A 13723-nucleotide genomic window follows, 5' to 3' on the forward strand; every position below is an offset into this window, starting at 1 on the left:
GTTTTGGCGCCGGATGCGCCAAGCGACGTCGAAAGCCCGGATCCATGAGGCCGACCTGATGAGCACGCTTCTCCTTTCCCACAAGGCCTGCCTCGACCATGTCACGCCGCCAGGACACCCTGAAAGGCCGGATCGCCTGCGTGCGGTGGAGGAAGCGCTGTCGCATGAGCGCTTCCAGTTCCTGGTGCGCGACCAGGCGCCGGAGGGTGATCTCGATCTCGTCACGCTGTGCCACAACGAGCACTACGTCACCGAGCTGCGCCACATCGCACCGAGCAGCGGGCAGGTCTATATCGACGGCGACACCTCGATGTCGCCGGGCACGTGGGAAGCGGTGATGCGCGGCGTCGGCGGCGCGGTGGCGGCGACCGAAGCGGTGATGGCGGGCGAGCATCGCAACGCCTTCGTCGCGGTGCGCCCGCCCGGCCATCACGCCGAGATCGGCAAGCCGATGGGCTTCTGCTTCTTCGACAATGTCGCCATCGCCGCGCGCCACGCGCAGCGCAAATACGGCATCAAGCGCGCGGCCATCGTCGATTTCGACGTGCATCACGGCAACGGCACGCAGGACATCTTCTGGTCGGACCCGACCGTGATGTACTGCTCGACGCACCAGATGCCGCTGTTTCCGGGCACCGGCGCCACCGGCGAGCGCGGCGACCACGACACCATCGTCAACGCGCCGCTCGCCTCCGAGGACGGCGGGCCGGAATTCCGCTCCGCGTTCGAGAATTTGATTCTGCCGCAGCTCGAGAAATTCAGCCCCGAGCTGCTCATCATCTCCGCCGGCTTCGACGCGCATTATCGCGATCCGCTGGCCTCGCTGAATTTGCGCGCGGAGGATTATGCCTGGGTGACGCGCAAGCTGATGGATCTCGCCGACAAGTCCGCGGGGGGGCGCGTTGTTTCGGTGCTCGAGGGCGGCTATGACCTGCAAGGACTGAAAGAATCTGTTACGGCGCATGTCGGCGCCCTGATGGGCGCCTGACGACGCCCGCCACATTAAGCCCGCAAACCGCCTTCACTGCAAGGAAAGCGAATCGGGCAATCGGAAACGGATATGGCCGAAAATACCCAAGTCGACGTCTCCAGGCTTACCTTCGAGCGCGCGATCGAGGAACTCGAAACGATCGTGAAGCGGCTCGAGGACGGCAAGGTGCCGCTCGAGGAATCCGTGACGATCTACGAGCGCGGCGAGGCGCTGAAGCGCCGCTGCGAGGAATTGCTGCGCCAGGCCGAGGCGCGCGTCGACAAGATCACCACCGATGCCAGCGGCCAGGCCACCGGCACCGCGCCGCTGGACGTGCAGTAGGAAAGCCGAGACTTTCCCGCCCAGTCTTCTGAGGGCAGGCCCCGAAACGTCATCACGGCAGCGTGGCTGCCCGCATCGATTTCACGATCGCACAGCGCTATCCCGCTGAGCAGCGCGGTTCCGTGCACGCGGATCGCTGCCGCCCCTTGCGGAAATCCGTCCTTCAGGACCAAAAAAAGAGCTCATTCAGGCGAAAAAGCCTGCCAGGGGACCCGGCTAGGCTGGAACCCATTGTCCCGGGCCACGGTTAACCACTCTGGCCCGCCGGTTGCATCTGCATACCCCCAATCGGTCCTGCGGGTTGGCTTTGGCCCAAGCTTTGGTGTAAAGCTGCGCGGAGTGTGGCTTTTTGCAAGCCTTGCGTGGGCAGAGAATTCCGACGACAAGCGCTTCAAACTGCTAATGAAATTGGCTGGGACGGACGAAGCCGATCTAAGTGACAGGGATCACAGAGACTGAACCGGAGCGCACTTAAGCTTACCTAAGCTTGAAGACGGGGCCTTGCCCCATGCAGGTGGCTCCGACGGTTTGAGGACTCGCGCTGCGCCGATATTGTGCAAACCCATCGCGCACCGGAATGACCTTCCGGCGCTGACAAATTGGAAATCGCCGTGAACGCATACAGTAAAACGCCGCTTCTCGACACCATCCGGACGCCGGACGACCTGCGCAAGCTCAAGATCGAGCAGGTTCGCCAAGTCGCCGACGAGCTGCGGCAGGAGACCATCGATGCCGTCTCGGTGACCGGCGGTCACTTCGGCGCGGGCCTCGGCGTGGTCGAGCTCACCACCGCGATTCATTACGTCTTCGACACGCCGCGCGACCGGCTGATCTGGGACGTCGGCCATCAGGCCTATCCGCACAAGATCCTCACCGGCCGGCGCGACCGCATCCGCACGCTGCGCACCGGCGGCGGCCTGTCCGGCTTCACCAAGCGCAGCGAGAGCGATTACGATCCGTTCGGCGCGGCCCATTCCTCGACTTCAATCTCCGCCGGCCTCGGCATGGCGGTGGCGCGCGACCTCTCCGGCGGCAAGAACAACGTTATCGCCGTGATCGGTGACGGCGCGATGTCGGCCGGCATGGCCTATGAAGCCATGAACAATGCAGGTGCGATGAACTCGCGCCTGATCGTCATCCTCAACGACAACGACATGTCGATCGCGCCGCCGGTCGGCGCCATGAGCGCCTATCTGTCGCGGCTCTACTCCGGCAAGACCTATCGCACGCTGCGCGATGCGGCCAAGCAGATCAACAAGCGCCTGCCCAAGATCATCGCCAACCGCGCCAACCGCGTCGAGGAATATTCCCGCGGCTTCATGATGGACGGCGGCACGCTGTTCGAGGAGCTCGGCTTCTACTATGTCGGCCCGATCGACGGCCACAATCTCGACCATCTGCTGCCCGTCCTGAAGAACGTGCGCGACATGGAGACCGGCCCGATCCTGGTCCACGTCGTGACGCAGAAGGGCAAGGGCTACGGCCCGGCGGAAGCGTCCGCCGACAAGTACCACGCCGTCGTCAAGTTCGACGTCGCAACCGGCACCCAGGCCAAGGCCAAGCCGAATGCGCCGGCCTACCAGAACGTGTTCGGCCAGAGCCTCGTCAAGGAAGCGCAGAAGGACGACAAGATCGTCGCCATCACCGCGGCGATGCCGTCGGGCACCGGTGTCGACATCTTCAACAAGGCCTTCCCCGACCGCACCTTCGACGTCGGTATCGCCGAGCAGCACGCGGTGACCTTCGCCGCCGGTCTTGCCAGCGAAGGCTACAAGCCGTTCTGCGCGATCTACTCGACCTTCCTGCAGCGCGGCTACGACCAGATCGTCCATGACGTCGCGATCCAGAACCTGCCCGTCCGCTTCGCCATCGACCGTGCCGGCCTCGTCGGCGCCGACGGCGCCACGCATGCCGGCTCGTTCGACAACGCCTATCTCGGCTGCCTGCCGAACATGGTGATCATGGCGGCGGCGGATGAAGCCGAGCTCGTGCACATGGTGGCGACCCAGGTCGCGATCGACGACCGTCCGAGCTCGCTGCGCTATCCGCGCGGCGAAGGCCGCGGCATCGAGATGCCCGAGGTCGGCATTCCGCTCGAGGTCGGCAAGGGCCGTGTGATTCGCCAGGGCAGCAAGATCGCCCTGCTCTCCTTCGGCACCCGCCTCGCCGAATGCGAGAAGGCGGCCGATGAGCTCGCAGCCCACGGCCTGTCGACCACGATCGCCGACGCGCGCTTCATGAAGCCGCTGGACACCGAGCTGGTGCTCAAGCTTGCCCGCGACCACGAGATCCTGATCACGATCGAGGAAGGCTCGGTCGGCGGCTTCGGCTCGCATGTCGCGCAGTACCTGACCGATCAGGGTGTGCTCGACACCGGCATGGTCAAGTTCCGCTCGATGGTGCTGCCCGACGTGTTCCAGGACCACGACACGCCGGCCGCGATGTACGGCCGCGCCGGTCTCGACGCCAAGGGCATCGTCGCCAAGGTGTTCGAGGCGCTCGGCAAGGACGTGAAGGCCGAGACGGTCAAGCTGGCCTGATTGCCGAACGGACGCTGCCCCTTACCTCTCCCGCTTGCGGGAGAGGTCGGATCGCGCAAGCGATCCGGGTGAGGGGGTTCTCTCCTCCTGGGGGTTCTCGCTCGCGGAGACACCCCCACCCCAACCCTCCCCGCAAACGGGAGAGGGAGTAGAGCACGCGCTGCGGCTCGCACCTCGATCCAATCTTGTCCGGCTGTGACGCCATGAAAATCTATCTGGCAGGCCCCGACGTGTTCCTGCCGGATGCAATCGAGATCGGCCGGCAGAAGGTCGCGATCTGCGATCGCTACGGGCTCACCGGCCTCTATCCGCTCGACAACGCCATCGACCTCACGGTGCCCGATGCCGCGCGGCAGATCTTTTGCGGCAACGAGGCGATGATGGACGCGGCCGACGCCATCATTGCCAACCTCACCCCGTTCCGCGGCGCCGGCGCCGATCCCGGCACCGTCTACGAGCTCGGCTACATGGCCGGCCGCCGCAAATTCTGTCTGGCCTATTCCAACGACGGCGCCGCCTATGCCGACCGTGTCGGCCGCTTCATGGAGGTCACCTCCGAGGACGGGCGGCTGGTCGATGCGCAGGGGCTGACGGTCGAGGATTTCGGCCTCGTCGACAATCTCATGATGATCCATGCCCTGGAGCTGCACGGCTGCCCGCTGGTGACGCCGGCCGCGATGCCGATCGACGTCTGGCACGATCTGGCCGCGTTCGAGACTTGCGTCCGGATGGCGGCCGCGCGATTGATCGCTACATAAGCAGATCAATCGTTCCAAGAAGAGTCCCAAGAGAGCGTGATGTCCCCTGCCCGCAAGCGCGCAGATGTATTGCTGGTCGAGCGCGGCCTGTTCGAGAGCCGGGCGCGGGCGCGCGCGGCGATCGAGGCGGGCCTCGTCACGGCCGACGACAAGCCGGTCGCCAAACCGTCGGAGACGATTGCCGAGGACGCCGTGATCCAGGCCGAGCCCGCGCACCCCTACGTCTCCCGCGGCGGCGTCAAGCTCGCCGGCGCGCTGGAGCGGTATCCGATCGAGATCGAGGACCATGTCTGCCTCGACGTCGGCGCCTCCACCGGCGGCTTCACCGAGGTACTGCTGGCGAACGGCGCGAGCCTGGTGTTCGCCATCGATGTCGGCACCAGCCAGCTGCATCCCTCGCTGCGCGACCATCCCAAGATCGTGTCGATGGAGGAGACCGACATCCGCAGCTATGAGGGCAAGCGGCTGCCGGCGCGGCCCGATGTCGTCGTCATCGACGTCAGCTTCATCTCGCTGAAGACCGTGTTGCCGGTGGCGCTGTCGCTGGCGGCCGCGCCGATGAGCCTGCTGGCGCTGATCAAGCCGCAATTCGAGGCTGACAGGAAGCACAACAAGAAGGGCATCGTCCGCGACGCCGCCGTGCACCGGGAGATCTGCGACGACATCGCCGCCTTTGCCGCTTCGCTCGGCTGCACCGACATCGAGATATTCCCCTCGCCGATCACGGGCGGCGACGGCAATATCGAATTCTTCCTGGGCGCGCGTCGTGGTTGAGCGCATCAGGATCGATCATGTCGGCCATCGCGGCGACGGCGTCTGCCTCGACGCCGGCGAAGCGATCTACGTGCCCTATACGCTTGGCGGTGAGACCGTCGAGGTGGATCACGTCGTGGGCAACCATCCCGACCGCCGCAAGCTGCTCGCGGTCGATGTGGCAAGCTCGGAGCGCATCGAGCCGTTCTGTCCGCATTTCGGCGTCTGTGGCGGCTGCGCCATCCAGCATTGGGCGGCCGAGCCGTATCACGCCTGGAAGCGCGGCATCGTGGTGGAGACGCTGGCACAGGCCGGCATCGATTGCGAAGTGGCGCCGCTGGTCGACGCCCATGGCGCCGGCCGCCGGCGTGTCACGCTGCACGGCCGCTTCGGCACGCATGATATCCTCAAGGTCGGTTTCTCCGCGACGAGCTCTCATGACGTCATCCCGATCCACCGCTGCCCGATCCTCGATCCCGCGCTCCATGGCGCGCTCGATGCCGCCTGGGCGCTCGCCGAGCCTTTGACGTCCAGAATGCCGGTGACCAAGCCGCTGGACATCCAGGTCACCGCCACCGCCAACGGCCTCGATGTCGACGTGCGCGGCTCCGGCCCGCTGCCGACAGCGCTCGTCACCGCGCTCTCGCGCGTCGCCGAGCAGCACCGCCTGGCGCGGTTGACGCGGCATGGCGAATTGGTGCTGCAACGCCTGGCGCCGACAATAAAGATGGGCCGCGCAGAGGTGACGCTGCCGCCGGGCTCGTTCCTGCAGGCGACCGTCGCGGGCGAAGAGACGCTGGCAGCGCTCGTCGCGGAACGCATCGGCAAGGCCAAGGAGGTTCTCGACCTCTTCTGCGGCGTCGGGCCGTTCGCCTTGCGGCTCGCCGAAAAAGCGCGCGTCACCGCCTATGATAACGACGCCGGCGCTGTCGCAGCGCTGGCAAAAGCCGCGCGCACGCCGGGCCTGAAGCCGATCAAGGCCGAGCCGCGCGATCTGTTCCGCCTTCCCCTGGTGCCGCCGGAGTTGCGCGATTTCGATGCCGTGGTGTTCGACCCGCCGCGCCAGGGCGCACAGGCGCAGGCGCTCAAGCTCGCCGCGAGCAAGGTGCCCGTCGTGGTCGCGGTGTCCTGCAACGTTGCGACATTTGCCCGCGACGCGCGGCTGCTGATCGACGGCGGCTACCGGCTGGAGGCGGTGGTGCCGGTCGATCAGTTCCGCCACACGCCGCATGTGGAGCTGGTGGCGCGGTTCAGCCGTTGAGGTCGGGCCGCTATGCTGACGGCTCGAATTGCGGCTGCCATCGCAACAAATAGGACTGCAGCGAGCGCACCGCGATCGCCAGCAGGATGCCGACGAACATCATGACGAAGATGGCGACCATCATCTCGCTGGCATTGGCGCGCGCCTCCGCTTCGATGATGAGCTTGCCGAGGCCGCGCTCGGCGCCGATGAACTCGCCGACGATGACACCGATCAGCGCGAAGGACACCGCCGGCAAAAGCGAAGCGAACACCCAGGCGAGCGCGGACGGGATCACGACCGTACGCAGCACGGTGAACTCGCTGGCGCCGAGCAGACGGGCGGCAGCGATCTGGTCGCGGTCGACCGCCCGCGTTCCCTCGAACGTGTTGAAGAACACCACGAAGAACACGACAAGCCAGGCGGTCGCGATCTTGGAGAGATCGCCGAGGCCGAAGATCAGGATGACCAGCGGCACCAGCGCAATGCGCGGTATCGAGTTGAGCGCCACGATGTAGGGTCCGAACACGCGGGCAAGGAAATCCGAACGGCCGAGGACCAGGCCAGCCGCGATGCCGCTCGCAGAGCCGAACAGAAAGCCCCACCAAGTATTCTTCAGCGTGACGAGCGTGGCGAGCCACAGATTGTTGTCGTTGCCCCTGATGCAGGCGGCAAAGCCGCCGGCGTCAGAGAAGCAGCCGAGCCGCAGAAAGCTCTGCCAGATCAGCGACGGCTTGGCGACGAAATAAGGATCGAGGATTTTGGGCACGTAAGCCCTCGGCAGCAACGCCTTGCTCCATTCAAAGCCCCACTGCCAGATGACGAGCACGGCTGCGAGAATGGCCAATTGCCAGAACAGGATCACAATGCGGCTGTTGGACATGGTCAATCGGCCCTGGTGCGGCGGAATTCTTCGCCGAGGGAGTGCCAGATGTGAGAATAGAGGCGACCGAATTCGGCGCTCTCGCGCACGGCCACGGGGTCACGCGGCCGCGGGATGGCGACGTCGAAGTCCTCCTTCAGTCGCCCGGGCCGCGCCGAAAGCAGGATGATGCGGCTCGCCAGCGTCAGCGCCTCGCCGAGATCGTGCGTCACGAACAGCACGGTCTGCCGCTCGCGCTCCCAGATCTCCAGAAGCGTCTTGTGCATCTCCAGCTTGGTGTGGGTGTCCAGCGCGCCGAACGGCTCGTCCATCAGCAGGATCTCGGGCTCCAGGATCAGCGTGCGCATCAAGGCGACGCGCTGGCGCATGCCGCCGGACAGCATGCGTGGAAAGCTTTGCCCAAACCCCGAGAGCCCGGCCTTCTCGACCGCCGAAGCGACGCGGCTGGCGCGCTCGGTCTTCCGCAATCCCGCGATCTCCAGCCCATAGCCGATGTTCTGCTCCACGGTTCGCCAGGGAAACAGCGTATCGCGCTGGAAGACATAACCAACCCTGGGGTTGACCTTGCCGGTCTCGACCGTGTCCTGATCGATCAGGATGCGTCCACCAGAGCGCGGCAACAACCCCGCGACCATGTTGAGAATGGTGCTCTTGCCGCAGCCGGATGGACCCAGCAGCGCAACGAACTCACCCTGCTTGACCTCGAAGGAGACGTCATCCACCGCCACGAACTCGCGGCCGGACGCGTTGAAGCGCTTGGCAAGCCCCTGCACGGCAATGCGGACGCGCGCTGCCGCTGTGTGACCTTCGTCGCGCGCGAGCGCAAGGCCCTGGCCCGGCGCGGCGATCATTTGTATTTCGCCCTGGCCGCCTGGAGGAAGCTCATGTCGACGGCATCCTCGTATTTCGTCTCGGGAATATCCGTGCCCTTGCGATACCAGGGCTTGGCGCCGCGTTCGAACGCGGGCTTGTCGATGACACCGTCATAGGCCCAGGTCGACTTGTCGAACCCGAGTTCGGCACTGACCGCGTCGGGATCGATGCCCGAGAAATATTTCGGCGCGACCAGCGCCTGCACCTCCGCGAGCGGCGCCGCTTTCACGAAGGCCATGGCGCGGTAGATCGCATTGACGTAGGCCTGCACCAACGCCTTGTCCTGCTCCACCGTATCCTGGAGCGCGTAGATCACGAGCACGGGCAGCGTGCCGCCGAAATCCTTCTCGAACACGCCCGGCTTGGACGTGTCGTAAATCGTCTTGCCAAACCCTTTCTTCTCGACCTCGACGATCCAGCTCGGCGGCGCCATAATGGCGTCGAACTGCTTGGTCTGAAGCGAGGGGAACATCGTGTTGGTCCCGCCGCCCGCGACCCAGTTCACCTTGTCGCCGAGCCCGCGCGCTTCGAACACATAGGTGCCGAACACCCAGGTGCCCGAGCCGATGGCGGTCGCCGCAACGATCGGCTTGGCGCCGTCGGCGCGCTTGTACTCCGCGAGCTTCTCGACCGAATTGATGCCGCTGTCGTGGAGGTCCTGCCGGACCATGATGTTGGCGTAGGAGCACACCATCTCGGTGGCGAGCAGGATCTTGCAGGGCTTGCCGCGCGCGCCGAGCTGGAGCGGGTGGCTGGCATCGCCATGCGCGAACAGCGCCTGCCCTGCCGCCAGCGTCTGGCGTCCGAACGTCCCGGCATTGCCGGTGATGAGCTTTGAATCGAGTCCTTCGTCCTTGAAGTACCCCTTCAGCTCCGCGATCATGCCGATGGCGTACACCGGCGACACCGGTCCGAACGCAAGGGAGACTTGCTTGCTCTGCGCAAGCAATCGTCCCGGCAACAGCGATGCTCCGGCCAGTGTGGAGCCCGCGATCAGCGCCTGGCGCCTGGTAATGCTCATGTGCTCCTCCCCCCTCGTTTCTTGTTCGATCACGCCGATCGGTCAGGACGGCGCGAACTTGATCGTCCCTGCTTGTCGCAGCGCCTCGATGTCTTCCGGAGACATGCCGATCTCGCGCAGGATCTCGCTGCTGTGCTCACCGATCCCAGGTGGATCGTAGCGGTTGGGCAGGCGCCTTCCGTCCATGGAAATCGGTAACAGCGGCGTCTTGGCCTCGTTACCGTCGGGCAGCCTGATGTCGATCAGGCCGCCGGACTGGTTGAGATGCGGATCGTCGAAGAGATCGCCGGGCTTGTTGACCGGCGCGTAGGGCAGATCAAGCTGCTCGAGGCGCGCGGCGAGATCGGCCTTGTCCCATTGCTTGAAGATCTTCGCGATTTCCGGGATCAGCCAGCCGCGATGATCGACGCGGTCATTGCTCGTCGCAAACCGCGGATCAATGAGCCAGGCTTCACGATCGAAGGCACGACAGAACGCCTCCCATTGCTCCTCGCCGACGATGGTCACGAACAGCTTCGATCCGTCCCTGGTGTCGAAGAGATCGTAAACCGGCCACGGGCTGTCCTTGATCGAATAGGGAATCGAAGGCTGGCCGCTGACCACCTCGCACATCATGGCCTGCGCCATCAGGAACACGTTGTTCTCGTAGAGCGCGCTCTGGATGTAACGGCCTCGGCCGGTGCGCTGCCGCTCGGCGAGCGCCGCCTGGATCGCGATCACGCCGAACATGCCGCCCATGACGTCGTTGACCGAAGCCCCGGCGCGCATGGGACGATCGGGCAAGCCGGTCATGTAGGCGAGGCCCCCCATCATCTGCACGACCTCGTCGAGTGCGAGGCGGTTCTCGTAGGGTCCAGGCAGATACCCCTTGAGCGAACAATAGATCAGGCGCGGTGCGAAGGCCGCGACGCTCTCGTAGTCGAGGCCGATCCGCTTCAAGAGGCCCGGCCGGAAATTCTCGATCAGGACGTCGCTGTTCTCGATCAGCCTGCGTGCGATGTTCTGGCCTTCCGCGGTCGACGTATCCAACGCTATGCTGCGCTTGTTGCGGCTGTAGGTGGCGAAGAAACCGGCGGCTGGGCCCTTGAAAGTGCGGGTGCGGTCGCCCTTGGGCGGCTCGACCTTGATCACGTCGGCGCCGAGATCAGCGAGGATCAAGCCGCAACTCGGCCCCATCACCATCTGACTGAACTCGATGACGCGAAGCCCGGCGAGCGGGCGAAGCTCCGATGCCGTCTCACGCGCAACCGAGGTCATGCCGCACTCCGCAGGACTTTGGGAATACCCGCCTCGTGCAGATGCCCCGTCAAATGTTTTGCCGGGATATGACGGGCGAGAATCTCGCGCGTCTGCATCAGACGGTCGAGGTCGATGCCGGTGGAGAGGCCCATGCGTTCCAGCATGAATACGAGGTCCTCGGTGACGATGTTGCCGCGCGCACCGGGAGCAAAGGGGCAGCCACCGAGGCCTGATACGGCGGCGTCGAAACGGCGGATGCCGGCTTCGAGACCGGCGACGGCATTGGCAAGGCCCGCGCCGAGCGTATCGTGCAGATGCAGCCGCAACGTCATTTGCGGCCCGATCTCGCGCCGCACGGCTGCAACGATCTGGCCGATCAGCTTTGGGGTGGCGTAACCGACGGTGTCGGCAAGCCCGATCTCGTCGGCACGGGCCTCGGCAAAGGCGCGCGCCACCCGGCACACGGCTGCTTCGCTCACCTCACCTTCCAGCGAGCAGCCGAAGGAGGTGGAGATCGCGCCCATCAGCTGCGGCCGCTGGTCCGCCGGACGAGAGTCGATCGCGGCGCGAACCGCGCGAAATCCTTCGATCTGCTCATCGACCGTGCGGCGCACATTGGCCTGGTTGTGCGTCTCGCTCGCCGAGATGACGAAATAGATGGCGTCGACACCGGCGGCGATGGCGCGTTCGGCGCCCTTCACGTTCGGCACCAGCGCACCGATGGTTGCCGATTTGTGCGTGAGCGCGTGCGCCATCACCGTATCGACGTCGGCGAATTGCGGCACGACCTTTGGCGGCACGAACGAGCCGGCATCGATCTCACGCACGCCGGCAGCAGCTATCGTGTCGATCAACGCGCATTTGGCTTCGGTCGGAACGAAGATGTCGAGATTCTGCAGACCATCGCGGGGAGCGACCTCGCAAATATGGACATCCGGCGCGCGTGCCATCGGGTTCTCCCTGGGTCGATTGTATATTGTTGCATAAAAGAACAATCCATGGGACAGTCTGTCAAGCCCTAAACTTTGCGTGCACTGCAATGACTGCATCCGACAGTTCCCGACAGCGCGGCACCCGAACCGACGGTTCCGAACGCGCCGAGCACCTCGCCGGCCTCATCATGGCGTTCGCCCGGCGCGAAGGCATGAAGGCCGGCGACCGCTTGATCGAACAAAGGCTTGCCGACGCGCTGGACCTTTCACGCGCGCCGATCCGGCTCGGCCTCAAGGCTCTGGAGGCCGCGGGGTTGGCGCGCGGCGAGCCGCATCGCGGCTTTGTGCTGGCCAAGAATCCCACCAGCGGCGCAGCCCAACCGGCGCTCGCGGCAGTCAGGCGCAACGAGCAGGTTTATGCGTCCGTCGCAGGCGACGTGCTCGCGAGCCGGCTGCCGACCGACGTTACCGAGGCGGAGCTGATGCGTCGCTATGACGTCACGCGGGCCGAGCTGCAGCGGCTGCTCGACCGGATTGCTGCCGAGGGCTGGATCGCACGCCTGCCGGGCTATGGCTGGCGTTTCGCAGAGACGGTCTCAAGTCCCGAATCTCAAGCACAGGCCAAGGCGTTTCGTGCGGTGATCGAGCCGGCAGCAATCGCGCAGCCGGGTTTTGCCCTGCCGCGGGAAGTGATCGTACGTCTGCGCGAGCGCCAGCAGCGCGTCTTCGAAGGCGAACTCGAGAAGATGACGATCGGGGAGATCTTTCACTCCGGCTGCGAATTCCACGAAGACATCATCCGCGGCGCCGGCAATCCTTTCTTCCTTGAAGCGCTCAGGCGCGTGAACTCGATCAGACGCCTGTTCGCCTACCGCAGCTTCGCCGACCGCGACGGCATGCGGCGTCACGTGCGCGAGCATCTGCGCCTGCTCGACATTCTGGAAACCGGGCGTTATGCCGAAGCGGCGGAACTGATGGCCAAGCACCTGCAACGGCCGCTGGTGGCGGGCTTGTCGTGATGCCCAAACCAGGATTGCGTGGCCCCGTCATCCGAACGTGATCGATGCGATCCTAACGCCGAAGGCCGCTCAGGGCCGGCGACTCGCCGGGCAGCATGTTCGACCTGATATCGCTGTCCATGCGACCCGAGTCCTGCTGGATGAAACCGGCGCCGAACGACAGGCTGAGATTGGACGTCGGTTTGAACTCGACACCCGCAAATGCGCTGGTGCCGGGGGCCCCGCCCGAGGTCAGCGGCGCCACCGAGCTGCCGATGCCATTGCCATATTTCAGCGTGTCGAAGCCGGCAAAGAACGTCACGGGCAAGCCGCCGGCTGTCTTGGTGGTGTAGCCGAACTGCGTGCTGTCATAGGAGAGCGCGCTGAAATTGCCGGCAAGTCCGTTCTGACTAAGTCCGCTCTGACTAAGTCCGGTCTGACTGAGCCCGCTCCAATTGAGGTTGCCGCGCTGGCTGCCGACGAAGAAGCCGTTCGCAAAATTAGTGCGCCCGCCTGCGTCACCGGCATTGAAGCTCGGAAAATTCCCGTAAGGATCGGAGCCCTGGCCATCGCTGCCGCCAAAGCCAAACGGTCCGCCCGGTATGACATACCTCAGCGGTGCAACTTGCGCATCAACGGAGGTGCCGCCGAGCCAGAGCACGGCGAAGATAGCTGCAAGACCGCATGAAGTTGCAAGGCGAGACATTCAGGTAACCTTCGAAAACCTCGCAAATCATACCCTCCGGCGATGAGGAATGCCAGCGAGGCTGCGCCGGCGTCGCCTCAGCCGGGTTCCGGGATACCCATGCCGAAGGTGAGCTGATTGCCGTCGGCATCAACGATGTCGAAATCGCGCATGCCGTAATCGCGATCCTCCGGCTGGTTGATGGGCCTGGCACCACGGCCGGACAATTCGGCATAGAGCTGGTCGACGTCGCGGACGAAAATGCAGAGGCCGCCCTGCCCGGGCAATCGTTTCGTCCTGGCCGCTGCCAGCAGATGCAGGGCGACCACGTCGCGGCAGAGGCAGGCATAGGACAAGGGCGCACCATATTCGAAGGTGACCTCGAACCCGAGCACGTCGCGGTAATAGACGAGGCTCGCGGCGATGTCGGAGACGACGAAAACGGTGGCGGAGCCGGCCATCATGGGATGTTCGTCGGTCATCTGTCCT

At 65.0% G+C, this 13723-nt stretch carries 14 protein-coding genes; 7 read left to right on the top strand and 7 right to left on the bottom strand.

Features of this window, described 5'->3' with window-relative positions; genetic code table 11:
• Positions 1-58 precede the first annotated feature (58 nt).
• From RAD04_RS03605 to RAD04_RS03630, 6 genes are all read left to right on the top strand, one after another.
• Complete coding sequence (locus RAD04_RS03605) at positions 59-988, top strand: histone deacetylase family protein (protein ID WP_026202776.1); 930 nt, start codon at positions 59-61, stop codon at positions 986-988.
• Positions 989-1060: 72 nt separating this feature from the next.
• Complete coding sequence (locus tag RAD04_RS03610; RefSeq protein ID WP_008132970.1) at positions 1061-1312, top strand: exodeoxyribonuclease VII small subunit; 252 nt, start codon at positions 1061-1063, stop codon at positions 1310-1312.
• Between the two features lie 611 nt (positions 1313-1923).
• The gene (dxs, locus tag RAD04_RS03615; protein ID WP_028144212.1) at positions 1924-3852 is read left to right on the top strand and encodes a 1-deoxy-D-xylulose-5-phosphate synthase; all 1929 of its coding nucleotides are present in this window, start codon (positions 1924-1926) and stop codon (positions 3850-3852) included.
• Between the two features lie 203 nt (positions 3853-4055).
• Positions 4056-4610, top strand: coding sequence for a nucleoside 2-deoxyribosyltransferase (locus RAD04_RS03620; protein WP_461622662.1), 555 nt, complete (start codon positions 4056-4058; stop codon positions 4608-4610).
• A 39-nt stretch (positions 4611-4649) separates the two neighbouring features.
• On the top strand, positions 4650-5384 hold the full coding sequence (locus RAD04_RS03625; RefSeq protein WP_183231754.1) for a TlyA family RNA methyltransferase: 735 nt from the start codon (positions 4650-4652) through the stop codon (positions 5382-5384).
• Positions 5377-6624 (top strand): class I SAM-dependent RNA methyltransferase, encoded by a 1248-nt coding sequence (locus RAD04_RS03630; RefSeq protein ID WP_461622663.1) that lies wholly within the window; start codon positions 5377-5379, stop codon positions 6622-6624. The genes RAD04_RS03625 and RAD04_RS03630 overlap by 8 nt, the downstream gene beginning before the upstream one ends.
• Positions 6625-6634: 10 nt before the next feature.
• On the opposite strand, the gene RAD04_RS03635 is transcribed toward RAD04_RS03630, so the two are convergent.
• Genes RAD04_RS03635 through RAD04_RS03655 form a run of 5 tightly spaced genes read right to left on the bottom strand, consistent with a single transcriptional unit; the run spans position 6635 to position 11569 of the window.
• Positions 6635-7486 (bottom strand): ABC transporter permease, encoded by an 852-nt coding sequence (locus RAD04_RS03635; protein WP_461622664.1) that lies wholly within the window; start codon positions 7484-7486, stop codon positions 6635-6637.
• 2 nt (positions 7487-7488) lie between these two features.
• Positions 7489-8337, bottom strand: coding sequence for an ABC transporter ATP-binding protein (locus RAD04_RS03640; RefSeq protein ID WP_461617474.1), 849 nt, complete (start codon positions 8335-8337; stop codon positions 7489-7491).
• The gene (locus RAD04_RS03645) at positions 8334-9380 is read right to left on the bottom strand and encodes an ABC transporter substrate-binding protein (protein ID WP_461622665.1); all 1047 of its coding nucleotides are present in this window, start codon (positions 9378-9380) and stop codon (positions 8334-8336) included. Before RAD04_RS03645 ends, RAD04_RS03640 begins: the two co-directional genes overlap by 4 nt.
• A 42-nt stretch (positions 9381-9422) precedes the next feature.
• On the bottom strand, positions 9423-10637 hold the full coding sequence (locus tag RAD04_RS03650; RefSeq protein ID WP_461622666.1) for a CaiB/BaiF CoA transferase family protein: 1215 nt from the start codon (positions 10635-10637) through the stop codon (positions 9423-9425).
• Positions 10634-11569 carry a hydroxymethylglutaryl-CoA lyase gene (locus RAD04_RS03655; RefSeq protein ID WP_461622667.1) on the bottom strand — a complete coding sequence of 312 codons (936 nt, stop codon included), beginning with the start codon at positions 11567-11569 and terminating at the stop codon, positions 10634-10636. The genes RAD04_RS03650 and RAD04_RS03655 overlap by 4 nt, the downstream gene beginning before the upstream one ends.
• Positions 11570-11739: 170 nt before the next feature.
• On the opposite strand from RAD04_RS03655, the gene RAD04_RS03660 reads away from it, so the two are divergent.
• Complete coding sequence (locus RAD04_RS03660) at positions 11740-12570, top strand: GntR family transcriptional regulator (protein WP_461622668.1); 831 nt, start codon at positions 11740-11742, stop codon at positions 12568-12570.
• Positions 12571-12622: 52 nt separating this feature from the next.
• On the opposite strand, the gene RAD04_RS03665 is transcribed toward RAD04_RS03660, so the two are convergent.
• Together RAD04_RS03665 and RAD04_RS03670 are read right to left on the bottom strand one after the other, a co-directional pair.
• The gene (locus RAD04_RS03665) at positions 12623-13255 is read right to left on the bottom strand and encodes a hypothetical protein (RefSeq protein ID WP_461622669.1); all 633 of its coding nucleotides are present in this window, start codon (positions 13253-13255) and stop codon (positions 12623-12625) included.
• 77 nt (positions 13256-13332) lie between these two features.
• Positions 13333-13716 (bottom strand): bleomycin resistance protein, encoded by a 384-nt coding sequence (locus RAD04_RS03670; protein WP_461622670.1) that lies wholly within the window; start codon positions 13714-13716, stop codon positions 13333-13335.
• Positions 13717-13723: the final 7 nt, after the last annotated feature.

Source organism: Bradyrhizobium sp. 25ACV, from assembly GCF_054863005.1.